General features: G+C 69.1%; 20 protein-coding genes, 1 pseudogene and 1 riboswitch. Of the genes and pseudogenes, 9 read left to right on the forward strand and 12 right to left on the reverse strand.

Features of this window, described 5'->3' with window-relative positions:
- The first annotated feature begins 23 nt into the window (after positions 1–23).
- A complete protein-coding gene (locus tag ACU616_RS18170) occupies positions 24–1124 on the forward strand; it encodes a methyltransferase (RefSeq protein WP_446759827.1) in 1101 nt (366 codons plus the stop codon).
- A gap of 134 nt (positions 1125–1258) precedes the next feature.
- Positions 1259–2182 carry an IS5 family transposase gene (locus tag ACU616_RS18175; protein ID WP_446759551.1) on the forward strand — a complete coding sequence of 308 codons (924 nt, stop codon included), beginning with the start codon at positions 1259–1261 and terminating at the stop codon, positions 2180–2182.
- A gap of 603 nt (positions 2183–2785) precedes the next feature.
- Here ACU616_RS18175 and ACU616_RS18180 read toward each other — a convergent pair.
- The 4 genes from ACU616_RS18180 to ACU616_RS18195 all read right to left on the reverse strand — a co-directional run bounded on the left by ACU616_RS18180 (position 2786) and on the right by ACU616_RS18195 (position 4966).
- Entirely contained in the window at positions 2786–3268 is a 483-nt protein-coding gene (locus ACU616_RS18180; protein WP_446759828.1) for an IS630 family transposase, read from the reverse strand.
- 108 nt (positions 3269–3376) lie between these two features.
- Positions 3377–3784 (reverse strand): helix-turn-helix domain-containing protein, encoded by a 408-nt coding sequence (locus tag ACU616_RS18185; protein WP_446759829.1) that lies wholly within the window; start codon positions 3782–3784, stop codon positions 3377–3379.
- Between the two features lie 515 nt (positions 3785–4299).
- Complete coding sequence (locus tag ACU616_RS18190) at positions 4300–4473, reverse strand: hypothetical protein (RefSeq protein ID WP_446759830.1); 174 nt, start codon at positions 4471–4473, stop codon at positions 4300–4302.
- Between the two features lie 88 nt (positions 4474–4561).
- On the reverse strand, positions 4562–4966 hold the full coding sequence (locus ACU616_RS18195) for a hypothetical protein (protein WP_446759831.1): 405 nt from the start codon (positions 4964–4966) through the stop codon (positions 4562–4564).
- Positions 4967–5885: 919 nt separating this feature from the next.
- Between ACU616_RS18195 and ACU616_RS18200 the strand changes: the two genes are divergently transcribed.
- Complete coding sequence (locus ACU616_RS18200) at positions 5886–6068, forward strand: hypothetical protein (protein WP_446759832.1); 183 nt, start codon at positions 5886–5888, stop codon at positions 6066–6068.
- A gap of 1481 nt (positions 6069–7549) precedes the next feature.
- On the opposite strand, the gene ACU616_RS18205 is transcribed toward ACU616_RS18200, so the two are convergent.
- Entirely contained in the window at positions 7550–7876 is a 327-nt protein-coding gene (locus ACU616_RS18205; RefSeq protein ID WP_446759833.1) for a histone-like nucleoid-structuring protein Lsr2, read from the reverse strand.
- 1250 nt (positions 7877–9126) lie between these two features.
- Here ACU616_RS18205 and ACU616_RS18210 point away from each other — a divergent pair.
- Both ACU616_RS18210 and ACU616_RS18215 read left to right on the forward strand, forming a co-directional pair.
- Positions 9127–11151 carry a transglycosylase domain-containing protein gene (locus ACU616_RS18210; RefSeq protein ID WP_446759834.1) on the forward strand — a complete coding sequence of 675 codons (2025 nt, stop codon included), beginning with the start codon at positions 9127–9129 and terminating at the stop codon, positions 11149–11151.
- Between the two features lie 71 nt (positions 11152–11222).
- Positions 11223–12386: a CapA family protein gene (locus tag ACU616_RS18215; RefSeq protein ID WP_446759835.1), complete on the forward strand. Its 1164-nt coding sequence runs from the start codon at positions 11223–11225 to the stop codon at positions 12384–12386.
- Positions 12387–12536: 150 nt separating this feature from the next.
- Here the strand turns inward: ACU616_RS18215 and ACU616_RS18220 are convergent, their stop codons facing one another.
- The gene (locus tag ACU616_RS18220; protein WP_446759836.1) at positions 12537–13178 is read right to left on the reverse strand and encodes a M23 family metallopeptidase; all 642 of its coding nucleotides are present in this window, start codon (positions 13176–13178) and stop codon (positions 12537–12539) included.
- 268 nt (positions 13179–13446) lie between these two features.
- Positions 13447–13607: riboswitch (cyclic di-AMP (ydaO/yuaA leader) on the reverse strand.
- 872 nt (positions 13608–14479) lie between these two features.
- Here ACU616_RS18220 and ACU616_RS18225 point away from each other — a divergent pair.
- Both ACU616_RS18225 and ACU616_RS18230 read left to right on the forward strand, forming a co-directional pair.
- Positions 14480–16069: a hypothetical protein gene (locus ACU616_RS18225; RefSeq protein WP_446759837.1), complete on the forward strand. Its 1590-nt coding sequence runs from the start codon at positions 14480–14482 to the stop codon at positions 16067–16069.
- 122 nt (positions 16070–16191) lie between these two features.
- Positions 16192–17052 carry a polysaccharide deacetylase family protein gene (locus ACU616_RS18230; protein ID WP_446759838.1) on the forward strand — a complete coding sequence of 287 codons (861 nt, stop codon included), beginning with the start codon at positions 16192–16194 and terminating at the stop codon, positions 17050–17052.
- Between the two features lie 217 nt (positions 17053–17269).
- Here the strand turns inward: ACU616_RS18230 and ACU616_RS18235 are convergent, their stop codons facing one another.
- Together ACU616_RS18235 and ACU616_RS18240 are read right to left on the reverse strand one after the other, a co-directional pair.
- The gene (locus tag ACU616_RS18235; RefSeq protein WP_446761498.1) at positions 17270–17863 is read right to left on the reverse strand and encodes an IS630 family transposase; all 594 of its coding nucleotides are present in this window, start codon (positions 17861–17863) and stop codon (positions 17270–17272) included.
- Positions 17860–18267 carry an IS630 transposase-related protein gene (locus tag ACU616_RS18240; RefSeq protein ID WP_446759839.1) on the reverse strand — a complete coding sequence of 136 codons (408 nt, stop codon included), beginning with the start codon at positions 18265–18267 and terminating at the stop codon, positions 17860–17862. Before ACU616_RS18240 ends, ACU616_RS18235 begins: the two co-directional genes overlap by 4 nt.
- 627 nt (positions 18268–18894) lie before the next feature.
- On the opposite strand from ACU616_RS18240, the gene ACU616_RS18245 reads away from it, so the two are divergent.
- Together ACU616_RS18245 and ACU616_RS18250 are read left to right on the forward strand one after the other, a co-directional pair.
- The gene (locus ACU616_RS18245) at positions 18895–21264 is read left to right on the forward strand and encodes a glycosyltransferase (protein WP_446759840.1); all 2370 of its coding nucleotides are present in this window, start codon (positions 18895–18897) and stop codon (positions 21262–21264) included.
- Positions 21261–23486, forward strand: a complete 2226-nt coding sequence (locus ACU616_RS18250) for an acyltransferase family protein (RefSeq protein ID WP_446759841.1) — start codon at positions 21261–21263, stop codon at positions 23484–23486. The genes ACU616_RS18245 and ACU616_RS18250 overlap by 4 nt, the downstream gene beginning before the upstream one ends.
- An 85-nt stretch (positions 23487–23571) precedes the next feature.
- Here ACU616_RS18250 and ACU616_RS18255 read toward each other — a convergent pair whose 3' ends face one another.
- The 4 genes and pseudogenes from ACU616_RS18255 to ACU616_RS18270 form a co-directional block, all read right to left on the reverse strand.
- Positions 23572–24450 carry a chitosanase gene (locus ACU616_RS18255; RefSeq protein ID WP_446759842.1) on the reverse strand — a complete coding sequence of 293 codons (879 nt, stop codon included), beginning with the start codon at positions 24448–24450 and terminating at the stop codon, positions 23572–23574.
- 344 nt (positions 24451–24794) lie between these two features.
- Positions 24795–24998 (reverse strand): annotated as a pseudogene (locus tag ACU616_RS18260) (integrase core domain-containing protein); the annotation flags it as partial.
- A gap of 30 nt (positions 24999–25028) precedes the next feature.
- Entirely contained in the window at positions 25029–25358 is a 330-nt protein-coding gene (locus tag ACU616_RS18265) for a transposase (RefSeq protein ID WP_446759843.1), read from the reverse strand.
- A complete protein-coding gene (locus ACU616_RS18270; RefSeq protein WP_446759844.1) occupies positions 25336–25680 on the reverse strand; it encodes a transposase in 345 nt (114 codons plus the stop codon). Before ACU616_RS18270 ends, ACU616_RS18265 begins: the two co-directional genes overlap by 23 nt.
- Positions 25681–25896 lie beyond the last annotated feature (216 nt).

Raw genomic sequence — 25896 nt, forward strand, 5'->3', positions numbered from 1 at the left:
CACAGCGGTAAGGATGCCAAATCATGACCCAGCCGGAATTTGGTCCGTCCACACCGAGCGGCAAGGCGAGCCTGATTGACCTCTCGGAATCCGCGGACAGTGACCGCCGGGTCGTGCAGGACGATGATGGGCTCCTCGCGGTGGTGGGGATGCTGCGCGGGCAAGGCCTTGCACGTGCAGTGGAGACGGCTGCGGAGCTCGGCATCGCCGATCTGGTGGCGGAGGGTCCCCGGTCAACTGATGAACTCGCCGAGGCCACGGGCAGCCACGCGCCATCCCTCTACCGGCTGCTGCGAGCGCTCGCCGCCCACGGCGTGTTCGCGGAGCTCAAGGGGCAGCGTTTCGCGCAGACTCCGCGGCCGGCTGTGCTCACGTCGACCCATCCCAGGTCGCTGCGCGACGTCGCCCGCATGTTCGGCTCCGAGTGGGAGTGGCGTTCCTGGGCGGCCTTTCCGCACAGCATCCGCACGGGTCGGCCCACGGTCGACGCCGTCTACGGGATGTCGCTGTGGCAGTACTTCGAGGACGTCGACCCCGCGGCCGCGGCCGTGTTCAACGCGGCCATGACCGGCGGGTCCAGCCGCCTCACGCCGGCCATCGTGGCGGCCTATGACTTCTCCGCCTTCTCCACGCTGGTAGACGTGGGCGGTGGCCGCGGACACCTGCTCGCCGCTGTCCTGCAAGCGAACCCGCGGCTGCGCGGCGTGCTGTTGGACCAGTCCTCCACGGTGGCCGCGCTGCACGAGGACCTGCGCGCGCCGAGGGTGGCCGAGCGCGTCGAGGTGGTCGCCGGTTCCTTCTTCGACTTCGTTCCTCCCGGTGCTGATGCCTACCTCGTCAAGTTCGTGCTGCACAACTGGGACGACGAGGCGGCCGGGCAGATCCTGCGTCGCCTGCGCGAGGCGATTCCCACCCACGGACGACTGCTCCTCGTGGAGCGCGTCCTGTCCCGGGCTGTGGACTTCCCGGGCACGACCCTGGTGGATCTCGTGATGCTCAAGAACCACGCAGGTCAGGAGCGCACCGAGGACGAGTTCCGGACACTCCTCTCCAGCGCTGGGTTCCAGCTGACCCACGTCGTACCGGCCGGACCCCTCTGCATCCTGGAAGCGCAGACCGCCTAACGCCGAGTGCATGGCTATTAGGCCCTGTTTGGGAAGTCGCTCGGGGGCCGGGGGCGGCGTGTCGGTGCCGGAGAAAAGGCGAGGTCTCCGGTAGAGGGATCAACGACCAAGAAGACCCTCACCACGGAGACCTCGTGGACGGCACCCTACCCGCCGGTGCCCGCCATGACCTGACCGACGAGCAGTGGGCGATCCTCGCCGCGCTGCTGGAGTCGCTGCTCCCGGTCGGCAGGAAGCCCGGCAGACCCCGGAAATGGACCCTGCGCCAGCTCGTCGACGGCATCCGCTTCCGCACCCGGACCGGCTGTCCCTGGCGGGACGTGCCCGAGCGCTACGGCACCTGGCAGAGCATCTACGGCCTGTTCCGCGCCTGGCAGCTGGCCGGCCGATGGCCCGCGATCCTCACCGGACTACGGGCGCTGGGCGAGGAGGCCGGAGGAATCGAGTGGGTGGTGTCGGTGGACTCCACGGTCAACCGGGCGCATCAGCACGCCGCCGGCGCCCGCCGCCATCCCGAAGCCCAACGCACTCCGCCGGCCGGGGAGCCGCCCGATCACACGCTGGGCCGCTCCCGCGGTGGCTTGTCGACGAAGGTGCACCTGGCCGTCGAGGCCGGCCGCAAGACGCTGGCCACCGCGCTCACCCCCGGGCAGGCGGCCGACAGCCCGCAGTTCACCACCGTGCTCGAGCGGATCCGGGTGCCACACCGCACCGGTCCGGGTCGCCCGCGCACCCGACCGGATCGGGTGCTGGCCGACAAGGCCTACTCCAGCCGGGCCAACCGCGCCTATCTGCGCCGCCGCGGCATCCCGGCGACCATCCCGGTCAAGGCCGACCAGCAGGCCAACCGGCGCAAGAAGGGCTCCGTCGGCGGTCGACCGCCGACGTTCGACCCGGCCCGCTACCGGCAGCGGCATGCCGTCGAATGCGGCATCAACCTGCACAAACAGCACCGCGGCTTCGCCACCCGCTACGACAAGCTCGCCGTCCGCTACGAGGCCACCGTCCAGATCAGCGACATCGACATCTGGCTGCGCGACCTTTCAAACAGGGCCTAGGACGGCTCGGCGGTGCTGGGGTGAACGACAGGGCAGGGTCGTGGGGTGTCGAGGATTTTGGCCCGTGCCGCGCTGTTGCCGACCGCCGGGTGACCGGGCTGTCCCGGCAGGTCCTGGCTGACCTGGTCGCCGAGGTGCGGCCGCGCTGGCAGGCGGTTGGCGCCGGTACCCGGCACTGGCCGCTGTTGATCGACGGACTGCTGGCCACACGCTGCCGGAACTCCTCCGGATACTTGTTCTGTCCGCCCATCCGGACCCTCCCTCCTTTATTCCTACCAAAGCCCGGAGGTGTTCGGCCGCCGAGGTCACCTCAGGGCCGCGTGCAACAGTCGAGGGGTGCCCCGGGAAAACGATGCGGCGACGGCGACGGCGACGGCAAACTGGCTCGCCTGTACCCGCGATTCTGATAATACTCATCAATTTCGTAGCGACTTGTCGCGCTTCACATAACGGACCGCCGAGCGTCCATTGGGGCACCTCCGAAGTACCCCTACTGGGCTCGCGCAAGTTACGCGAGCCTTCGGGTTCTCGCGCGCGTGGGGCGTGATCTCGAGGCGCAACTACGATTGGAGCGACTGGCCAGCTGCTGTTTCACAGCGGTTCTCATGCGGCTTGTCGGAGGGGGTAGCCGGCGTGGGCGAACCAGCCGGCGGCGTCGGCGGCGGTGACCGCGGCCAGCGCGACGGCGATGGCGGCGTCCAGCGCCGCCCGGGTGCGGGCGGCGGCCGCCCGGATGAGGGTCTTGAGTTTGCTGAACGCTTCCTCGACCGGGGACAGGTCCGGTGAGTAGGCGGGTAGGAACACCAGCCGGCAGCCGGCGGCCTCGACCAGCGCGCGGATCCGGTCGGGCTTGTGCGCGCCGACGTTGTCCACCACCACGACCTGCCCCGGGTGCAGCGCGGGCAGCAGGAAGTGCTGCAGGTAGGTGGCGAACACCGCGGTGTCGGTGCCGCCTTCCACGGTCATCGCCGGGGCCATGCCGGTCAGGCTCAGCCCGGCGATCAGCGTGGTCACCGGCCCGCGGTTGCGCGGCACCGTCCCGACCGCCCGCTGCCCGCGGGGCGCCCGGGCCCTGCGGCGGGTCACCCGGGGTGTGCGTGCCGCACTCGTCGACGAACACCAGCTGGGCCGGGTCGGTGGCGGCCAGCTCGGTGCGCCACCGGGCGCGCGCGGTCTCATCGCGCTCGGTGGCGCTCAGACTTTTCCCTTCAATGGCCGGCCCGGCCGCCGCCGACGGCCGCGCGCGGTCAGCGCCTGCGCCGGGTCATCGGCCGGCAGGGTGGCAATCGCCCGCGACATCGTCGCCAGGGACACCGCACCGCCGACCTCGGCGGTGAAGGCGGCGGCGTGCTCAGCCAGGGTGGCATCTGCGGCCTGCTGCAGGCGGGCCGGCAGCCAGGCCTGCACACGGTCCCTCTTCTCCGGCACCGACCCGTGCCGCTGCACGGTCGGCGCCACGCTGCCGGTGACTCGCCGCCGGGCCACGTACCGCTCCACCGTCCGCACCGACACATCGAATCGGGCCGCCGCCTCCCCGGGTCTCATCCCCGCATCGACCGCGGCCACCACTCGCTCACGCAGATCCATCGAGTACGCCCGCATGCATCAGGCCTACTCCGACAAACAAGCCGCACACCGCTGTCAGATTGATCCTTCAGCGTCAGCCCGCTGAACCCGGTGGGGGTCAGGCCTGCCATTTATCACGCAAACCGCCAACCTCGACTCCATCGCTCCCGCTTGTCTCCATCCGGCGCTTTGGCATACGCGACCGTCCAAGCTGCCTGAGCGCTACAAGATGAGCGAAGAGCTCAGTCGAAAGGAAGGGTCGTCATTTGGGTCGGCTTATGCTGTCTGCCGGTCCTGGCCTTTGAGCCGGCACACGTCGGCGCGGACGCCAGTTGGCGGTCCTGGACAGGAACGAGGTAGCCGCACACGGGACAGTAGAAGCCGATCAGCTCGCCGCCGGCCGATCGGCGGGAGGGGTCCTGGGCGTCGTGCCGGTCCACCGCCACCAGCATCCTCGCTCCTGCGCTATGAGATGGATCGGGGCCTGGCAGGCGTCGCCGTCCCCGGGCGCTGTGCAACGTCTGCGTCCCTCGGGCAGCCGGCCATCCGAATCAGGACGGCGGATGGGTCAGGGTGAGGCAGATCCAGCACAGCGGCCAGTCCCGATCGCCGTCTTCGGGCCAGCGCCAGTCGCGCGGGTCGAGCAGGGTCACCGGGGCCAGGCAGAGCGCCCGGCCGAGGATCAAGCCGGCGTCGCTGACCGCATGCAGCCGACCGGAGGGCATCGCAACGACCTCGCCGGACCAGCGCCGCGGCGCTAGGTGGTCGGCGCCGACGGTCCATGCATCCCCGTGGCAGCTCATGGGCACGTTCTCACGGCTCCCACCGGGCGGGATGGGCGTGCCAGGCGCGCGTCAGCGGCGTGTTGAGCAGGGTGGCGGTGGTGCGATCGTCGGTGTGCTCGCTGAGTGCACCGGCGAGTGCGACCAGCGCACCGCGCAGCTCGGCGGACAGGTCGGCGGCGGGATCAACCAGCTTCGCCTCGATCTGGCCCAGCATGCCCCGGGCCAGGTCGCGGGCGAGCGCGGCGGCCTCGACGCTGGCGTGGCCCAAATCGAAGATGAGACGCGCCGTGCACCCCGGTGGCGCGCCGGACAACTCCGCCTCGACGACGACCGCGGACGGATCATCCACGACGAACTCCTCAGCTTTAGGAGTGGACAAGTCACCAGCCGATGCCGGCGCGGCATCGGCAGCAGGCGCTTGGTCGGTCGGCATGGGCGGCGGGAACGACCGCAGCAGCCGTCGGGGTGGCTGGTCAGGTTTCTCGGGACTGGGAGGCCGCGAGGCCGTGAAGGTTGAGGCGGGACGGTCGTCGACCACGCAGCGTGTGACAGCAGTCACCAGTATGACCCGGTCCTCATCGGGCCGCACCAGTAGCCAGCCCAGGCGCCCTCGCTGGCTCGTTCCTCGGGCTCGTACTCCTGGCTACCGCCTTCTCCCGACCAGGTCGGCGGAGCCAGCGGTGATCTGCTCGCCCACATGTCAACCGGGGTGGGCTGGCTTGCCAGCCCACCCCGGCCCAGCCCAGCCCACCCCGGCCCAGCCCACCCCGGCCCAGCCCACCCCGGCCCAGCCCACCCCGGCCCACCCCGGCCCACCCCGGCCCAGCCAGCACGCTTGCGGTCACGGTCCAAAGCAGGAGCGGCTGGGCGGACGACGCCGTAGAAGTGACAGCGCCGCGCTCGTCGGCCCGAGCATGCGCGGCCGTGACGGAGAGCATCTTGGCGGTCCCCGCGTCCGTCGGCTCAGGAGCCCCGCCGCAGGTCAAAGGGGTGGCATCGTCGGCCACCCGAGCCCAGGAGCTGGCCGAGCGGTAGGTCGAGGAGGACCGCTGCACGTGGCAACGGTCGGACTGGCAGGAGTGCGACAGCGCCCGCGGGGTTCGCCGCGCGGTCGATGAGCGCGGCAACGCCGTCGAGATGTGGCGGGTGCAGATCGGTCTCGATGAGCTCATCCACTTCCTGGTCGAGCACGACTAACGTCACGCGCCACGCCAAACGCGGCCGGGCCGATGTGCGCGACCGTGGGGCATGGCACGACGGCCCGCGCGTCCAGCCGGGCCGGTGAGATTGGACAGTCGGCCGCTCCGCGATCGCATTGCCCTCGCACGAACGCGGGAGCCAGCATGCAGAGCATGAGCAGCGATCCGGGCACCCAGGACCAAGCGCTCCCACCCTCAGCGGCCACCGACAACAATGGCAACAGCAACACCTCCCCACCCGCGTCCCCCGAGCAGATCTACCAGCAAGCCACCGCCCGCCTCGCGGGCATCATCGACGAGTGGCAGCAGGCGCGCGATGCCCTCCTCCGCGGATAGCCAGCGAGGACCACTCGGCGGCGTTGATTCCCGACGACACTGGCACCGGCGGCGTTGGTTCCGGAGTGACCGCCCAGCGCCACCAATGAGCGCTTGGACTATGCCGACGCACACTCCTCCATCGGAAGAGGCTTCCGTACCCGTGCTGAACGAGCTGACGGCGATTCAGGCTGACGCCATCCGCGCCACGGCCGCAGCACACGACCGTGACCCTGACGAGCTGGCGCTTGAGCTGATGCACCTGTTGGCCACGGAGGAGACACCGAGGCCATCGACGCTACTCCCGCAATCCCCGCACTCACGACCGACCACGACGACACCGTGCGCATTCTCCTGCCCTTGAAGACACTCGAGTAATCACCGCTGACAACTCTGCCCAGTCGTCCGAGCGCGCCGACGCGGCGCGCGGTGCCCGCCTCCGTCACCCGTTCCTTCAGGTAAGGCCGTCGAGGTCATGGCACTGGGGTTGAACATCCGTGAACGGCTGGCGCACGTAAACGGTCCCGCGACGAGGACGTCACAGTTGGTGCGACGAGGACGTCACAGTTGGTGCATTTTCACTCCGTGATGAACGGGTGAGATTGACCAACGACGCCAGCGGCCGCGACGGGAGTGCGCGCAACGGGAATCCCGAGCCGTGTAGAGCTCACATCCACGAGTGGCTTCAGTCCAACGCCGTCCGCTACTCCGACTCCGGACACGAGACCCGTGTCCGGAGGGCACCACGCATTTCCGTGCCGAGGACGGACTGGCCCTGATGTCATCGAGGTTTTCGAGCAGCTCATCGAGGTGCACCGCAACGACGCCCCAAACACCGTTCTGGCGGACGCCCGAAGTTAGGGCCAGCGTAGCTAGGGCCAGGCCTTCGAGGCCGCAGTGTCGGGGCAGTCCTCCGCTACTCGACAGTCGGTCCGCCACCGCGAGCAGTCACGAACAGCGGTAATGGCAAACCTGTGGGTTGCACCGGGCAACACTGCTGGACCGCCGGACGACTCCCCCCGCATACTGCCCCATGGCCACCGACACCCTCAGGTGCAGCCGGTGCGAGAAGCCGGCCATCTGGAACGTCCAGGTGTCCTGCAGCTGCGGCGATGAACAACATCCACGTTGTGCCGAACACCGCGGCGGCCGCCGCGGAGCTGGCCTTCGGTCCCAGCACATGAAAAAGTGTTCACACTGCGGGGGCATCCGCAGTGTGGTTACCGAGATCGTCTCTGTTCCGGATTGGATGAAGGCACGAGTTCAACAGGCCGACACCCGACCACGCTGCCAGATTCACACCTGTCATAACCTCGGCCGCTACACCGCGATCGCTAGCTGTGCATGTGGTGCGGACAGCATGCGTGTCTGCACGAAGCACCACGCTGAGATCCAAGCTGGTGGAGCCGAGTTCGGGTGCTTCCAGTGCAGGAAGACCGTGACGGTGATAAGCGGCGCGGACGGCGCTCAGCACCGTACCTAGGTGCCCACTCGGTACGAGGTTAGTTGCCAGCTGCTCGGTATGCCTCGATCACCGCGGCAGGGACACGTCCGCGGTTGCTGATCTCGTATCCCTTTGCAGCCGCCCATGCGCGTACGGCTTTAGGGTCCACGTCTGCAACAGGACTGGAAGCACGGCGACGCCTGCGCACGCCGCCCACCTTGCGACCAGCCTCAACGTACTTCCCGAGCGCTTGCCGCAGTTCCTCGGCGTTGGTGTCCGTCAGGTCGATCTCATAGTCCCGGCCATCGAGGCCGAAACTCACAGTCGTGTCCGCAGGTGCATCCGTCAGGTCGTCATGAAACAAAACGATGGTCTTCGTACCCATGACTCCGAGGGTCCGCGCACGGTGTTGATGTGTCAAGCGCGGTCATGAGGCCGTCATCTTTGGATGAGGTGGAACCACCTGGGGATGTCTGCGCCGTAAGACCACCCCTGCTCGCCGTCCTGCACGAATTTCAGCCGATCTTGAACCCGAATGAGGTTTTCTCACCAGTATTCGCCGATCGGGGACAGGTCAGAGAGCCATCGCCGCAGGTCAGGCGCAAGTGCCAGCGGAGTACCGAGTACCGCCTGGCAGGAGCATACGCCAAGGAGCCGTGATCGACTCCGCCAACGACTCCCCACAGTCCTGACCAGCGGCGACAACCACACCCTCCAACTGGGCGCCAGTTCCTGGTGAGAAAGCCTCAGTGAGGTTTTCTCACCAGGATTCGCCGTCCGTGGACGTCTGGGAGGGGCATCGCTGCAGGTCAGGCCCCTGTGTCAGCGGAGTATTGAGTGCCGCCTGCCGGGAGCCTGCGCCGAGGGCCCGCGCCCGAAGTCGCTGACGAATCGCTAAAGCCCTGACCAGCGACGCCAACCGCGCCTTCAACTGGGTGTGAGTTCCTGGTGAGAAAACCTCAATGAGGCATCCCCGGTCGTCAATGCCGGGAGGACGTGGTTGGGCGATGAAGAGAAGCGGCGCGGAAGGCTCTTGTCCTGGTGGCCGGTCTCCGGTGCCCACATGATGGAGCCTCGACATCTGAGCTGATGAACACTTAGTGGTGCAACGGCACGTCGCTGAAGATTCGTCTTGATCGCACAATCCGCGGGACGGCATGCTGCTAGGAACGTCGTAGCACACAGGGAAGGCGCAAAGTCACCAGCGCCAGAACACGAAGGTGCGGTTACAGTATCAACCGCTAGCCTCCGACGAAAAGCCGCAGGGCACAAGGCTGGTCAAAGGCGGCCCCCGGTAGCCTGATGTTGACGCGCGTCTCACGCAGGTATGTCCCTGCAGTGGCTCTGAGGCACCGATGCCGACACCTTGATGTATGCACGCCGCTTGGTGCAGCGACCGTGTCCGGAAGATGATCTGTAGAGTCGCTCCGCCGACGCGAGTCTTCGCGGTACCGCAACCTGCCGGCAATCTGCTGGGTCCTCGGCTCGCGTATGTTGCCGTCAATGTGGTCCTATCGGCGGTCGCGGTCCGCCGTTCTGGTGAGGCTGGCGTCAGCGGTGGTCGTGGCCGGAGCGCTGGTAGCTGCGCTCGCGCTCCCGTGGGCGGGCGGTGCCGGTGTCCTGGTGCAGAGCTCCGTGAGTTCGCCCGGCGAGCTGCCGGTCGCGCTGACGCAGGACGTGCCCGGGAACACCCGGGTGCTGGCCGCCGACGGGTCGCTGATCACCAGCTTCTACACCGACGACCGCACCCCCGTGCCCAGCGACCGGATCGCCGACATCGTGAAGCAGGCGCTGGTCGACATCGAGGACTCGCGCTTCTACCAGCACAACGGCCTCGACGTGGAGGGCACGCTGCGCGCCGCGGTGACCAACGCCGCCGCCGGCTCGGTGCAGGAGGGCGGCTCCTCGCTGACCCAGCAGCTGGTCAAGCAGACCCTGCTGGAGACAGCCGACACCGCCGAGGAGCGGCAGGCGGCCACCGAGCAGGACGGGCAGGCCGGTCTGGCGCGCAAGTTGCGCGAGGCGCGGCTGGCACTGGCCCTGGAGGAGACCTACTCCAAGGACGAGATCCTCACCCGCTACCTCAACCTCGTGTACTTCGGCCAGGGCGCCTACGGCATCCAGGCCGCCGCGCAGCGGTACTTCAGCGTCGACGCCGCCGACCTCGACCTGGCGCAGGCGGCGATGCTCGCCGGGCTGGTGCAGAGCCCGGTCAACGACGACCCGATCACCCACCCGGACAACGCGCAGACCCGGCGCAACCAGGTGCTGCAGCGGATGTACGACCTCGGCCACATCACCGAGCAGGAGTTGACGGAGGTCTCGGCCTCGCCGGTCTCCGCCCGGCCGGGCGCCGCGTCGCCCAACGGCTGCATCGACGCCGTGATCGGCGGCTTCTTCTGCGCCTACCTGCAGCAGTACCTGACCCAGACCCTCGGCATCCCCGAGGAGACGCTCGACGCCGGCGGCCTGACCATCCGGACCACGCTGCGCCCGGACGTGCAGGCCGCCGGCGACGCAGCGGTGCTCAGCGTGCTGCCGATGGGCGACCCGCTGGCCGGCATGTACACCGCCGTGGAACCGGGCACCGGGCACGTGCTGGCGATGAGCGTCAACCGGGAGTACGGCTGCTCGGACCCGCAGTGCGAGTCCGTCGTCCTCAACACCGCCTACAGCCAGGGCGCCGGGTCGACCTACAAGGTCTTCACCGCCGCCGCCGCACTGGAACGGGGCATCCCCGCCGACCACACCCTGACCACGACCAACCCGTACGTCTCCCGGGTCTACACGAACAACGGCCGGCCCTACGTCGTGTACGCCTTCGCGAGCTCGGAGAAGCGGAGGTTGACCATGGAGGAGGCGCTCTACAGGTCCTCCAACCCCTACTTCATGGCGCTGCAGGACGAGTTGGGCAGCGTGGAGGGACCGGTGCGCGTCGCCGAGCGGATGGGCATGCACTTCACCGCCTCGTCGGCCGACCAGATCATCGGCGGGAACCGCGGGTCGTTCACCCTCGGCGCCGAGGCGACCAGCCCGCTGGACCTGGCCAGCGCCTACTCGACGCTGGCCGCCGGCGGCACCCAGTGCGACCCGACGCCGGTCACCGCCGTCCTCGACCGGAACGGTGAGCCGCTGACCGGGCCCGATGGGACGCCGATCGACACCGGGGACACCTGCACCGTCGGGGCCGTCTCGCCGGCGGTGGCCCACACCCTCGCCCAGATGATGCGCAAGGACGTCGAACCGGGCCACCCCGGACAGACCGCCCCGGCCGCCTTCGTCCCCGGCCACCAGATCGCGGGGAAGACCGGGACGACGCAGAACAACTTCTCGATCGCCTTCGCCGGCTACACGCCGCGGTACTCCGCCAGCGTGATGGTGCTCAACCCCAAGGCCAACCAGGACATCGGCGGGCAGGGGGGCGGCATGGGCGCCACCATCTGGCACAACGCCATGGCCCCCGTCCTGACCGGCGCCCCCATGGTCCCCTTCCCTCCCGCCGACCCGGTCCTCGCCGGCAGCACCGTCCCGGCCGGCCCACCCCCCGCAGCAGCCACCCCCGGCCAAGACACCGACGGCGATGAGCCTGATGACGACAACGGCAACCCGCCTGACAACGGCAACGAGACCGGGAACCGCGACCCAGACGGCATCGACTGACCCAACCGCGCGCGGATGTGGTGACGCTCGCCTCCACTGAACCGGGGGCGGCCAACCCTAGGCTGAGCTCCGTGGTGATCAGGCGTACGTCACTGACTCGGCTGGTGCCGGTGGCTGCGGTGTGCGCAGTGATGGTCACCGGCTGCACCACCGCCGAACCGACCAGCAGCGAGTCGGCGAGCACGAGTGCCACCTTGCCCGGCTCGACCACCCCCACCCCGACCCAGCCGGCGTCGGTCACGGTGGTGGCCACCGGCGACGTGCTCATCCACCAGGGCGGCGCGCTCGTGAACGGAGCGGCTGCAGCCGGGCGGGCGCAGGGCATTGGCTATGACTTCAGCGGTGTGTTCACCGACGTGGCCCCGGTGATCGGTGCCGCGGACCTGGCGATCTGCCACCTGGAGACCCCGCTGGCCCCACCGGAGGGCCCGTTCGAGGGCTATCCCACCTTCGATGTGCAACCGCAGATCACCGACGCCCTGGCCGGTGCTGGCTATGACACCTGCTCCACGGCGTCGAACCATTCGATGGACGCCGGCTTTCCTGGGCTGGTGCGCACCCTCGACGTCCTCGACGCCACCGGCATCGGCCACACCGGCACGTTCCGCACCGAACAGGACAGCCAGACGCCGCATCTCATCGACATCGGCGGGGTGAAGGTCGCCCACATCGCCTGGACCTACGGGCTCAATGGCATCCCGGAGCCCGCCGGGCAGCCGTGGGCGGTCAACGACTTCGACCCGGCAGTGCCACGGGTCGACGGGATCCTCGCCGATGCCGCTCGCGCCCGCGCCGCTGGCGCCGACGTGGTCATCGCCAGCGTGCATTGCTGCACCGAATACACCACCGACCCCACCACAGCCCAGGTCGCGATCGCCCAGGCGCTGCTGGCCTCACCCGATGTCGATCTGGTGCTAGGCCACCACGCCCACGTAGTGCAGCCCTTTGAGCAGGTCAACGGCAAGTGGGTGGCCTACGGGCTGGGCAACCACATCGCCGAACAAGACCTCCTGGTCACCTATGACTCGGTGATCGCCCGCTTCACCTTCACCCGTGGCCCGGACGGCCACTACGCCGTCGGGACCGCTGAGGCGATCCCTACCCACATCCAACCTCAGGGCGACGGCCTGACCGTGGTACCCACCGGACCGGGCGACCCCTCCTACGAGCGGGGCAGTGAGGTCCTCACCCGCCGCGGCGGCGCCGACGCCGGCCTGATTATCACCAACCGGTGAGCAGGGGGCCGGTCAGACACCCGCGCGGCGGTCCCCGCGCGCGGAACATCAGGCGATGAGCAGGTGGCAGGCACGGGCCGTGTCGCAGGTCGGCTCCGCCGCCGGCGAGATGACCCGTGCCCACCCTTCCATCCTTAGTTCAGCGGCGGCTCACATGCTTACGCCGCGCGCACGCAGCCAGGCGGCCGGGTCGATGGCGCCGGGGTCGTGGATCTCAAAGTGCAGGTGCGGGCCACTGGAGTCACCGCGGTTGCCGACCGTGGCGATCTGCTGGCCGGCGGCGACGTGCTCACCGACGTTGACCAGCCAGGTGTCGATGTGCCCGTACCAGGCGACCGAGCCGTCATCGTTGTTGACGTAGACCACCTGGCCGAAGCCCTTGGGGTCGCGGGGACCGGCAGCGGTGACCGTACCCGCCGCGGCGGAGTACACCGGGGTGCCGATCGGGGCGGCGAGGTCGATGCCGTTGTGGGCACCGGAGCTGAAGCCCTGGGTCAGGCCACACGCCGGGCAGGGATGGGCGTAGTGCCCGGCGGGAACGCTGGCCGGTGCCGGTGCCGGGGCCGGAGCCGGTGCCGGAGCGGGTGCCGGGGCCTCGGTGCCCGACCAGCCGCCGCGGCCCCAAGGCTCATCGGCCTGGGCGACCGACTGTCCCGCGAGGGCGAACGCGACGGCGAAGGCGCCGACCGCCGCCGTGCGGCGGAATGCTGATCCCTGCGGACGGAGGCCCGGGACCGTCGCGGTTCCGTCGTGCTGGTCGGAGCCGGTGGAGTGCTGAGGAATCCAGAGCATGACGAAGGGAACTCCTGACGATGATGGGTTCGCTGGGCGCCGCCGTCTGCTCAGCGGTCATCCGTGGGCTGTGGCGCGAGGCCTGGTACGGGCAGCCGGAGCCGATTCGGGCACGGGGCCCGCCGTAGGGGCGCGCCAACGGCCAGTCGAATCCGGATGCGGACGCGCGGCGACTGCGCCGACCCGAGCACGCGGGTGGAAGGCGCGGCACGTCCGAGGTGTGAAGTGGCGCGGGGCGGGCCCGAGGGGCGCACCCGGCGGCGGCTCTCCGTTCTCCCTGGGCCGCCTACCGGGTCAGCTGACGGGTTCGGGCGGGGATGCGCCCTACCCGCCCCCGAGTGGGGCTCGGGGAGCGGGACTCACCCCAGAGGTGCGGTGGGTCCCCGGCTCGCACCCGCGTGTGCGGGTGCGACTCGGCGGCATCCGGCGCGGTTCCCCCGGGTGGAGGAGGTGACGGCCGGCCGGACGCAGACACCGTAAGGGCGTTACGGATTCGTGACAATCATCCGGGGGCCAGTTCAGCAGGAATCTGTGGCTTCGCCTCGGGTGGCGGGTGAGCCCCGGCGGGTTTCCGGGAGCCGCCCGCTCCCCGGCACTGTGGCTCTTCAGGCATCGGAGCCTTTTCATGCATTAGGCGAGGTCACCGACCTGATCGGCGCAAGTCGGCAGCTGCCCACTGCCCACGGCCGCGGTGGAGGCAACGACCAGGACGGGGACGAGCGCCCCAGCGACTGCCGATCTCGTGCATGGTTAGCCGGACGCGTTGCCCGTGACGAACGGGGCAGGGTCGTGGTGTGTGCAGGACGCTGGCTCGTGCCGCCGCGGTCGCTAATCGTCGAGTGACCGGACTGTCCCGCAGGTCCTCGCGGAGCTGGTGGCCCCGAGCTGGGCCGCGCTGGCAGGCGCGCCAGGACGCGCGCCTGGCCGATCGGCCACGCCGGCGGGTGATCGGGGCCAGTGCCCGGCACCGGCTGGTGTTCATCGACCGGTTGGGAGTTCGGCGCGGCGGCACCAGCCCTGGCGCGTGCGCCGATAGGGTTTCCCTAGCTGTTGTGGACGTCGTCGTCGGGCTTGGTCGTCTGCCGGGCGGAGGAGCGCATGCAGCGGAATGGAGATGCCTGGAGCGGCTAAGGCCGCCGGGGTGCTCTTCCTCGAGCGGTCCGTCCTCGTCGGCGGGTTGGTGCCTTGGACGTGGGAGTCGTATGCGCAAGCTGGTCGTCCCGATCCCCGTTGGGCTGTTGCTGTTGGCCACAGGCTGTACCGGCGGTGTCGCCGATTCCGCCGAGCAGCGGGCTGAGTCGGTGACCTCGGCGCCGGACTCCGCCTTGACGCTGGTGGCCGACGCCGATCCGGTGGCCTCGGCGGTCTCGGTCAGCCGGGCGCTGTTCGACCGGTCGACGGTCGCGGTCGTGGCCCGCGACGGCGACGACGCCGCGGCGCTGCTCGGCTCCGCGGCGGCCGTGGGCCTGGGCGTGCCGCTACTGGTGCAGCCGGCCGGCGGCGGCGCCGGTGAGGTGGTCGGCGCCGAACTGGACCGTCTGGGCACCACCGTGGTCCTCGTCGTGGGCGAGACCGGAGCCGCGGCGACGTCGTTTCCGGAGGGCGGCCGGGAGGTCGTTGCCGTTGCCGCCGACAGCGCGGCGGTCGAGGCGGCCACCGGGCTGGACCTGGCCGACGCCGACCCGGTGCCCGCCGACGGCGGCCCGGCGGCGGTCGCGGCGCTGGACCCCCAGCACCCGGCCGCGCTGCGGCCCGTCGACGTCGGCGGGTCGGGCTCGTCGTCCACCGCGCAGAACGGCGCGCAGAACGGCGCGGAGGACGGGGATGCGACCGTGCCGCAGGTGGACCGCGGCGATCCACTGACCGGCACGATGGTGCTGGCCTCGGGCAGCCCGGAGTCGCTGGCCGGTATCGCCACCGCCCGGGCCGCCGGCGCGGACGTCCGGCTGACCGGCGGACAGACCGACCCGCGCGGCTCGGCCGACGTGGTGACCGCGCTGTCACAGGACCGCCCCGACACAGTCGTCGCGCTGGGCGCCGACTTCGCCGGTGTGCAGGGGCTGAACTGGAAGCTGCGGACGGCGGTCGGGGGAGCTCAGCTGCCCGGCGGCGGCCAGTTGCTCTTTCCCCAGCACATGATGGTCGCGCTCTACGGCACCCCGGGCACCGGTGCCCTCGGCGTGCTCGGGGAGCAGGGGCTGCCGGAGAGCATCCAGCGGGCCCGGGATACCGCGGCGCCCTACCAGGAGCTGGTGGATGCCACCGTCGTGCCGGCCTTCGAGATCATCGCCACGGTCGCCTCGTCGGCCGCCGGCTCCGACGGCGACTACTCGGCCGAGTCCGACGTCGAGACGCTGCGGCCGTGGGTGGAGGCGGCAGGGCAGGCCGGGGTCTACGTCGTGCTGGACCTCCAACCGGGCCGCACCGACTTCCTCACCCAGGCCCGGCTGTATGAGCCGCTGCTGGAGCTGCCGCACGTCGGTCTCGCCCTGGATCCGGAGTGGCGACTGCGGCCGGACCAGGTGCACCTCACCCAGATCGGGCAGGTCGGCATCGAGGAGGTCAACCAGGTGGTCACCTGGCTGGCCGACCTCACCCGCGACCGGGCGCTGCCCCAGAAGCTGCTTGTGCTGCACCAGTTCCAGGTACGCATGATCGTCGACCGCGAGCGGCTGGACACCTCCCGCGAGGAGTTGGCGATCATGGTCCACGCCGACGGGCAGGGCACCCAACCGATGAAGCAGGACACCTGGCAGGTACTGCACCAGGACGCCCCCGCACCGCTGTCCTGGGGATGGAAGAACTTCTATGACGAGGACTCCCCGACACTGACCCCTGAGCAGACCATCGCCGGGGTCCAGCCCAATCCGCAACTGGTCACCTACCAGTAGGCGCGCACGCATCGTCGATCCGACATCCAGGCAGATCACCTCACCGTCGAACCACCCGGATCGTCCCACCCCGGCAGTGCGGCTGCTTGCGAGCCGGAACGGTTCACCACGACGCTGAGGCCATGCGCCGACGGCAGTTCCTCACCATGGCCGGTGCAGTGGTGCTGACCGGCTGCACCCACTCCGCCCCTGCTACCACGACCGCGGCGACCTCCAGCGCCCCGTCGGCCTTGGTTGCGACGTCCGGCGCCCCGCCGTCCACCAGCGCTCCGCCGACCCCCGGGACGCCGGGTGAGGTCATCGCCCGCTCCACGGTGCCGGTGCTGTGCTTCCACCAGCTGAGGGAGTTCCGCGCCGACGACAGCGCCTACGCCCGCACGATGATCACGCCGCCACCGGTGTTCACCGCCCAGTTGCAGGCGTTGCGCGACGGCGGGTACACCCCGGTCACCGCCGCCGCGCTCGTCGACCACCTGCAGTACGGAACCCCCCTGCCCGAGCGCCCGGTGCTGTTGACCTTCGACGACGGGTCGGCGACCCACCACTCGGTGGCCCTGCCCGCGCTCACCGACTTCGGTTTCCCGGCCACCTTCTTCCCGATGACCGTCGTCCTGGACAAGCCGGACTGGCTCAGCAGCGACCAGCTCCATGACCTGGACCGGGCCGGCATGACCATCGGCGCACACACCTGGGACCACCAGCGGGTCGACCGGCTCACCGGCGACCAGTGGGCGATCCAGCTGGACCAGCCGCGGACCCAACTGGCCGAGATCCTGGGCCACCCGGTGGACCTGCTGGCCTATCCCTTCGGGGTCTGGTCGCAGGAAGCCCTTGCCCACGTCACCGCCGCCGGGTACCGGGCGGCCTTCCAGCTTTCCGACCCCCAGGACACCGCACAGCCACTGCTGACCATCCGCCGCATCATGCCGCCCCCCACCTGGGACGCGCCGACCCTGTTGAGTCACATGGACTCAGACTTCTGACCAGCCGCCCGGGGCCACGCACCGCCTGATCCTCAACGCCCGCAGGATCCCACCGGCAGTGACGCTGACCGGTGGCAACCCCCATGAGCCGCCCAGCTGATTGGGCTGGTCGAGGCCGTACCGCCGATCCGCCGGAGACGCGGCTGGCCTCACCGGCGGCCCCGCGAGCCCCTCTCCGCCTGCGGCTTGGCCAGGCCGCACGCTGTCACAGCGGTGTTCAGGCAGCTTGTCGGGCCGGGTAGCCGGCATGGGCGAACCAACCGGCGGCATCAGCGGTCGTGACCGCCCTCAGCGCGGCAGCAATCGCGGCGTCCAGGGCTTGTCGGCTGCGGGCGCCAGCGGCCCGGATGAGTGTCTTAAGTTTGCTGGTCGCCTCCTCGACCGGCGAGAAGTCCGGCGAGTAGGTGGGTAGGAACACCAGCCGGCAGCCGGCGGCCTCGACCAGCGCGCGCATCCGGTCGGGCTTGTGCGCGCCGACGTTGTCGACCACCACCACCTGTCCCGGGCGCAGGGCCGGGGCCAGCACCCGCTCGAGGAAGGTGGCGAACACCGCGGTGTCGGTGCCGCCCTCCACCGTCATCGCCGGCGTCATTCCGGTTAGCGACAACCCGGCCAGCAGGGTGGTCACCGGCCCCCGATTGCGGGGCACCGCCCCGACCGCCCGGGTGCCGCGGGGCGCGCGGGCCCGGCGGCGGGTCATCGAAGTGTGGGTGCCGCACTCATCGACGAACACCAGCTTGGCCGGGTCGGTGGCGGCCATGTCGGTGCGCCACCGGGCGCGCGCGGTCTCCTCGCGCTCGGTGGCGCTCAGGCTTTTGACTTCACCGGCCGGCCCGGCCGCCGCGCCCGCCCCCGCGCAGTCACTGCCTGGCCGGGGTCGTCGGCGGGCAGCGCGCCGATCGTGCGGGACATCGTCGCCAGCGACACCGTCACCCCGGTGCTCTGGGTGAACGCGGCGGCGTGCTCGGCCAAGGTGGCGTCCGCAGCCTGTTGCAGCCGGGCCGGCAGCCAGGCCTGCAGCCGGGTCTTCTTCGCCGGCGCCGGTCCGTGCCGCTGCTGGGTCGGCGCCAGGCTGCCGGTGGCCCGTCGGCGTTGCAGATACCGCTCCACGGTCCGCACCGACATCCTGAACACCGTCGCAGCCTGTTCCGACGTCATGCCGCCATCGACGGCGGCCACCACGCGCTCACGCAGATCCGTCGAGTACGCCCGCATGCCGGGTGGACTACTCCGTTACCCGCGCACCGTCAAACAACCAGCACACCGCTGTCAGACGACCACGGACGTGCTATGAACACCGCGTCGACCTCCACCTCGGTCTGCGCCAGCTGGCCCGCGCCCTGATCTGCTATCGCCAGCTCCCAGTTGTCCTGACATGAGCTGTCAGACGAGGCGCTCAATGCCCGCTTCCGTCACCCCATTTCGGTCCTGCAAGTGTGGCCAGGTCAACTCGCCCGAGAGCGGTGACATCTGTCACGAAGTCGGCTAAGGCGCAGTAACAATCTGTCAGCGGAAAGGTGCGCGAACAGGGCGTCATCCCCCGCCGCAAGGGCTAACCGGACACCTACGCCGGCCCAATCTCGTGGATAGCGGATCGACGCCTCAATCTTGAGGGCCGAATCGCGGAGTCATTGCTGGCAGTCCGAGTCAATCACTCAGCGCGCTTGACCTCTAACAATAAGTGAACTTCTGTAAGGGAGATTTCATCTCGGGCCGGTTCAAATACCGTGGCGAACATGTGAACATGGTGGATGCCCGGCACGAGGAGTCACCAAGATCATGGGGGGTAGGTCGTTGGCTTTGCGTGGCCGTTCGGCTGTCAGGCGTGCGGCTACGGATGCGGTGAGCACGACGGCCGGGGCTTCGGTGTTCCTCGATCCGTCGGGGCGCCGGTGGCGGACGTTGCTGGCGCTGGGCTTGCCGATCATCCTCCTGTTCGTCGCGGTAGCGATCTACGGCGGGTTCCGGCTCCACGAGGCCCCGGCGGCACCGCCCGCGGCGGCAGCGGTGGTGGTTGACGACATCGCGCCCGGGCCGGGTGAGCGGCCGCTGGATGTGATCGGCGAGGGGCCGATGCTGCGAGTGTTGCAGATTGACCGCGGGGAGGAAGTCGTCGGCAGGGACCCCTTCAGCGGCGAGGTGGTGCCGCTCACAGTCGAGCAGGCCGACGCCGCTGGCGCCGCCGAGTACGTGATCCAGCGGTATGGCTACGCGGCCGGTGCCACCAAGACAATCTCGCTGACCTTCGATGATGGTCCGCATCCGATCAGCACCCCGCAGCTGCTGAACGTCTTGTCGGCCCAGAAGGTGCCGGCCACTTTCTTCATCACGGGCAGCATGGCCGTGCAGCATGCCGAGATCCTTCAGCGAATGGTTCGCGAAGGTCATGCGGTCGGCAATCACACGCTGACGCACGCCGATCTCAATGACGTCAGTGCCTTTCGAGCGCGGGAAGAGCTCGTTCAGACTGATCGGATCATCCGGTCGCTGACCGGGCAGGCGACGACGTCGTTTCGGCTGCCGTACGGAGGCACCACTAGCGAAGAGGTCAGCAAGAACACCCTGGGCATCCTGCGTGCCCAGCAGCTGGGCTACCACCTGTCCGGCTATGACTTCGAGACGCTGGACTGGAGCTATGGCTCGAGCGAGGCGCGAACTGCGGCCGCCGACATCCCGCTGCCGGAGTTCGACGGCCGCAACATCACCGTTCTGATGCATGACGGCGGCGCCGAGAACCGTGCGGCAACCATCGAGTACGTGGAGACCCGGCTGATCCCCGCGGCTCGAACGGCCGGCTACACCTTCCAGACGATGCCGCAGATTCAGCCCGTCCTGCAGGACTCGACGCAGACGATCACGCCGTCGATCTGGGATCGAGCCACGGTGACCCTCGCGCAGTTGATCTACGTCTGGCCAAACCGGGTGATGCATTTCCTGTTCGTCTTCGCGTTGGCCCTCGTGGGTGCAATCAGCGTCTTCAACGCGGCGATGGCGATCACGCGTCGTCGCGCTCAGGCCCGCTTTGACGCCAACGTCACCGTGCTGCCGGTCAGCATCGTCATCGCGGCTTACAACGAGGAGAAGGTGATCCGGCGAACGCTGGAGACGCTGCTCGACTCGCACTACCCGTTCATCGAGCTGCTGGTGATCAACGACGGGTCCACGGACGGCACGGCGGCCGAGGTGGAAGCGATGATGCTGCGCGATCCGCGCATTCGTCTGATCAGCCAGCCCAACCGTGGTAAGTGGGCCGCTCTGAACAACGGCACCGCCGAGGCGCGGGGAGACATCCTGGTCACCCTGGACGCCGACACGATCTTCACCCCGGACACCGTGACCCATCTGGTCCGTCAGTTCGCGGCGGACCCCGATGGCCGCCTGGGTGCGGTCGCCGGGGTCGTTCGGGTCGGCAACCGCAAGCGCAACCTGCTCACCCGCTGGCAAGCTCTCGAGTACTTGACGCAGATCGGCATCGAGCGCTCGGCCTATGCCCAGCTGGGGGCGGTGTCCATCGTTCCCGGCGCCTGCGCGGCCTGGCGCAAGGCGGCGGTGGTGGAGGTTGGCGGCTACTCCCACGCCACGTTGGCCGAGGACTGTGACCTGACCCTGTCGTTGCACCACGCGCGCTGGCGGGTCAGCCAGGACGACCGGGCGCTGGCCTACACCGAGGCTCCCGACCACGTCGACGCCCTGCTGGCGCAGCGCATCCGGTGGACTTTCGGCACGCTGCAGGCGATCTTCAAGCACCGCGACATGCTGCTGCGCCGGCAGTACGGATGGCTCGGGATGGCCGTGCTGCCCTACATGGTGGTCTCGGTTCTGATCCCGATCGTGTTCCTGCCGTTCATCGCGGTGATGGGCGTCTTGGCGGTGCAGAACTCCGGCTGGGGCACCGTGGGTCTCTACTTCTCGCTGTTCTTGGCGTTGCACCTGCTCGTCGCGGCGGTCGCGGTCGTTCTGATGCGGGAGCGGTGGGCGAACCTATTGATGGTCCCCGTCTACCGGGTGGTGCACGAGCCACTACGCGCCTATCTGCTGTACACGTCCGCCTACCTGGCCATTCGTGGCGTCAAGCTCGGGTGGAACAAGCTCCAGCGCACCGGCGTGATGGACGCGGTCGCCGACGTGCACGGCACGCACCACGCCGACCACATCCCGATCGAGCGGCAGTCGAGCGCCGTCCGCGCCCTCCAGGAAGCACAGAACAGGTGACCACCAGCACGCACTCGACGGTCCCTCCGCTGGATCGTCCAGACCACGCACCCATGGGTACTGTCGCTGACGAGCGATCATCGTCTCGGTCGCGGAAGAACCCCGGTGCCGGCGCACGTCGTGACCGCTACATCGACACGCTGCGGGCCGGCGCCCTGCTCCGGGTCATCGTCTACCACACCTTCGGGTTCGCCTGGCTGCCGTTCCTCTTCCCGTCCATGGGGATCATGTTCGCCCTCGCCGGAGGACTCGTCGCGGCGTCCCTGGACCGGGCGAACCATGATCCGTGGAAGGTCCTGGGAAAGCGGGCGCGGCGCCTGCTCCCGCCACTGTGGATGCTCGGCATCGTCCTGGTCCCAATCATGATCGTCCATGGCTGGGTCGCGGTAGCCGATGAGGGGGGCGTCCCGCTCGACGCGTGGGCGCTGCTGCACTGGGTGGTGCCGCTGGGCGATCCCGGAGCAAGTGACTGGGGTTATCGGTTCACCACCCCGCTGTGGTACATCCGGGCCTACTTCTGGTTCCTGCTGCTCTCGCCGGCGGCGCTGTTCATGTTCCGGCGCTGGCCGAAGCGGACGATGTCGGTGCCGCTGATCGTGGCGGTGCTCAGCGGGCTGGGCCTGGCGGATCTCAGTCTGCAGGGTTCGCCGTCCAGCGCGATCGTCGCGACCATGGCGACGTTCGGTGCGTGCTGGATGCTGGGATTCGCGCACCACGACGGAACACTGCGTCACCTATCACTGCGATGGGTCATCCCCACCTCCCTGGCGCTGATCGCCATCGGCACCTGGTGGACCGCTACCCGAGCGAGTTGGGCGCTGGACGACGACACCCTTGGTCAGGCGCTGTACTGCCTGGGCTTCGTCCTCCTGCTGCTGCGCTTCTATCCCTCCTTCCAGTGGCTGCAGCGCCGTCCGTTCCTGGACAAGCTGATCGCCGTCATCAACTCGCGGGCGATGACCATCTACCTGTGGGGCAACGTCGCCATCTTCGCCGCCGGCGTACTGGTCAGCAGCGAATGGATGCCGAGCTTCGTCACTTCCAGCGCCCTCACGGCAGGCCTGAGCCACTTCCTCCTCACTCTCGTGGTGATCGCCCTGGCGGTCGTGGCGGTCGGCTGGGTCGAAGACGTCGCCGCACGCCGGACTCCACGCCTCAACCCCTGGCCCCGCACGCTGCCTGAGAACGGAGCCATGACCTCGGGCACGCTTGCCCGGCGCAACGGCGGATCCCCGCAGAGGCACCCCACGCTGCCCCGGTGGGGCCTGACCGGCGCCCTGCTCATGGCCGGCCTCGCCGCGGTCCTCACACTGCTCTGGACCACCAGCGACCGCAGCGGGGTCGCACCGCAGACCACCGAGCGAGGACAGACCCCCATCACAGCGCTCGGTGAACAACCGCCCGCTCCCCGGGTGGGCACGGTGCTCCGAAGCGATACCGAGGAGACCGTCTCGGAGCCGGCGCCCACCGCCGTCTCAGACACCGATCAGACCAGCCGGCCGGGTGACGATGACTCATCTGCAGTGGAGCAAGACTCGTTTGCAGTGGAAGCAGACGCTGCTGTCCCCGACGCTTCTGCCACACCCGAAGACGTCAGCGACGAGCCCACCCAAGCAGGACTCGACGACGCGCCTGCGCCGTCGTCCACGCCACAGGCGACGTCTGCGGCTGCGCCCGCGCCGTCATCCACGCCCGCCCTTGCGCCCGCGCCCACGCCCACGCCACAGGCAACGCCACAGGCAACGCCACAGGCAACGCCACAGGCAACGCCACAGGCAACGCCACAGGCAACGCCACAGGCAACGCCACAGGCAACGCCACAGGCAACGCCACAGGCAACGCCACAGGCAACGCCACAGGCAACGCCACAGGCAACGCCACAGGCAACGCCCTCGTCTGCGCCTGCGCCGTCGTCCACGCCACAGGCAACGCCGTCATCCACGCCCGCTCCTGCACCCGCGCCTGCGCCGTCGTCCACGCCACAGGCAACGCCGTCATCCACGCCCGCTCCTGCACCCGCGCCTGCGCCGTCGTCCACGCCACAGGCAACGCCGTCATCCACGCCCGCTCCTGCACCCGCGCCTGCGCCGTCGTCCACGCCACAGGCAACGCCGTCATCCACGCCCGCTCCTGCACCCGCGCCTGCGCCGTCGTCCACGACCACCTCGGCACCGGAGGCGACGACGACGAACCCATCAGTGACTGAGGAACCCGCCGAATGAACCCCTTGACCCACACTCTCGACTGCCCAGGGGATTTGAACGTCCGCGATTATCGGTCATACCGCTCAACACCGTCGCAAGCCTGCTAATCGTCACGGGCAGTCAATTCGAACCTGTCGCCGTACACCTCCCAGGTCAGCGGCGGCTCAAGAGCCAGGTTCGGTGCCCACAACAGCGACCGCAGCGCTTCGATACGGGATTCAGAGGACACGTCGGCGTCCTCGGTCGTGCCCCGGTACATGTTGAGGAGGTGGCGCAGTCGAGCGTCGAGAAAGGCGTCAAGCCAGGCAGATTCGTCCTGACCGATCGGTCCCGCGTTTTCCTGGGTCTCCTCGATGATTGCCCGAGTGCCATTGTTGCCACCGGCTCCGTGCTGGATCATCGTGTCCCACATGATCATCTGACCCAGCGGTGTCTTGAGTCCCAGGTCTGCGGCCATCGTCATGGCTGGGAAGAAGTACAGCTCGTCCACCACCTGATCCTGCAGACTTCGAAAGTCGGGGTTCGCGGCGACCTCGGCCCAAGCATCGGCGAAGCCACCAAGGCCCATCATCGAGTCCGTGCCGTTGACGGCCTCTAGAGCCGGGAGGTATGGCGCCAGAGCATTGCCGGGCCTGAGCTCGGTGTATCGCCGGATCAGGAGGAGGAGATCACCAGTTGCGGAAGTGAAGCCAGCTCTGCCGGCTGTGAGGCCACGTCCGTCCCCGATGTTTTCGACATAGTCGTACTGCAGCTCAAGCGTCGAGTTCTCGAAGGTCGAGGTGATCTGGGCGGCGCGCTGCTTGCGTTCCGCGTCCACCGTCAGCGACAGGCGCGGATCACTCGGATCAGGCAATTCTGCCGCGTTAAGACTCTCGGGGGAAGGACGATTCGCCACCGCGAGGACACCAGCGCTCAGCACGACCAAAGCGACGGTAGCCAGGACAATCGACCACCGGCGCGACAGTCGCGTAGCGCGCTTCATGACTCCCTCCAGGTGACTCGATCCAACGAGCGAGCTGTGCGCAAGCACAAGCTGCACTTGCAATGCAAGCGCAACCTGCCCGAGTGACTAGCGCTATTGCACACGTCACTTCCTTTTCGGATGAGGCAAATGTTGCACGTCCTTCAACCGGTTGCACCTTTGACTCCGGCCGCCAAGACGGTGGGACCTTCCATCGGTTCGGCCGCCGCGCGTGGCTCAGCCGACCATCCGGCCCCGCCGCATCCCGCAGACAGTGACGTTGCACGCAGGCGTGGCCGGCTCACTACAGCGGGGCGATCCGGTGGGCCTTGACCCCTGATCTTGGACACGCGTGGGGTGTCCCATGCCGCGGTTGGCAGCGTAGCCGGAGCCCGGCCGGCCTCGTAGTCGTTGGGGCTGATCTGGCCGCAGGCGGAGTGCCGGCGGCGGGTGTTGTAGCGAGCGACGCCGAACACCGTCCATCGGGCCTCGGCCGGGCTGTCCCAGCCGGCGGCGCCGGCCAGCGTCTCGCGCTTGAGCGTGGCGTTGAACGACTCGGCCAGAGCGTTTCCGGTGGTCGGCGACGAACTGGAAGCGGGTCACCAGCGCGTCTCCCCGGCGAAATACCTGGCCGCCGCCCGGAGGATGTCCCGCTCGCTGTTCAGCTTCCGCGTCAGCCTCCAGTTCCGCGATCCGCGACCGCAGCCGCGCAAGCTCCTGCTCGGCTGTCTCACCGCCCGGCGCTGGTGTTCCAGACCGTCCACCAGCACGCGGTGCACCTGCACCCCGGCTGCCTTCAGCCACGCCGACAGCGTCCCGCCCATGATCCCCAGGTCCGCGGCGATCCCCACGACCGTCGCCCCCAGAGTCATCCGATACAGCTTCACCGCATCGCGGCGGAACTCCTCAGAGTACGTCTTCCTCGCCACCGTCTGAGCTTCTCTCTTCCTCCAGGCCAAGCCTGGGTTCAGCGTGTCCAAGATCAGGGGTCACGTCCCCCGGGGCCCTCCGGTGCACGGCCAACTTGGCCTCCAAGGCCGTAATCCGCTGCTTGGCGGCCGCCAGCTCGGACCGCTCCCCGGATGTCAGCCCCGGCTCGAGGCCCCGGTCGATACGGTCCTGGCGACGCCAGGTATAGATCGTCTGGTCGCTGATGCCCAGCGCCTTGGCCACGTCGACGACCGGACGACCGGACTCGACCAGATCCAGCACCTTGCGGCGGAACTCCGTCGGATATCCACGCCGCCCCATGCGGCCCTCCCCGGAACTCGGGAGGCCTCAGAATCCAGTAACCCGGCTTCGGGAAACAGGGGGGCACACCAGAGTCTCCGGACGCGCCGGGGCGGTTCAGCGGGGGCGGTGGCTGGACGACAGACTGGGGAGCGGATGAAGCCTGGAGTTGCTTCACTGGCGAGTGAGGTCGCGGCGCACCCCCTGCTTGCCTGTGCGCGGTGAGCCTGCGTAACA

It is taken from the genome of Geodermatophilus sp. URMC 62, assembly GCF_052931475.1.

Coding starts and splice junctions, on each gene's coding strand:
- ACU616_RS18190 (WP_446759830.1), bottom strand. CDS start 4,473: ATGCCCTCCGGTCGGCTGCATGCGGTCAGCGACGCCGGCTTGATCCTC.
- ACU616_RS18270 (WP_446759844.1), bottom strand. CDS start 25,680: ATGGGGCGGCGTGGATATCCGACGGAGTTCCGCCGCAAGGTGCTGGAT.
- ACU616_RS18230 (WP_446759838.1), top strand. CDS start 16,192: ATGCGCCGACGGCAGTTCCTCACCATGGCCGGTGCAGTGGTGCTGACC.
- ACU616_RS18170 (WP_446759827.1), top strand. CDS start 24: ATGACCCAGCCGGAATTTGGTCCGTCCACACCGAGCGGCAAGGCGAGC.
- ACU616_RS18200 (WP_446759832.1), top strand. CDS start 5,886: ATGAGCAGCGATCCGGGCACCCAGGACCAAGCGCTCCCACCCTCAGCG.
- ACU616_RS18205 (WP_446759833.1), bottom strand. CDS start 7,876: ATGGGTACGAAGACCATCGTTTTGTTTCATGACGACCTGACGGATGCA.
- ACU616_RS18185 (WP_446759829.1), bottom strand. CDS start 3,784: ATGCGGGCGTACTCGATGGATCTGCGTGAGCGAGTGGTGGCCGCGGTC.
- ACU616_RS18240 (WP_446759839.1), bottom strand. CDS start 18,267: ATGCGGGCGTACTCGACGGATCTGCGTGAGCGCGTGGTGGCCGCCGTC.
- ACU616_RS18255 (WP_446759842.1), bottom strand. CDS start 24,450: ATGAAGCGCGCTACGCGACTGTCGCGCCGGTGGTCGATTGTCCTGGCT.
- ACU616_RS18220 (WP_446759836.1), bottom strand. CDS start 13,178: ATGCTCTGGATTCCTCAGCACTCCACCGGCTCCGACCAGCACGACGGA.
- ACU616_RS18195 (WP_446759831.1), bottom strand. CDS start 4,966: ATGCCGACCGACCAAGCGCCTGCTGCCGATGCCGCGCCGGCATCGGCT.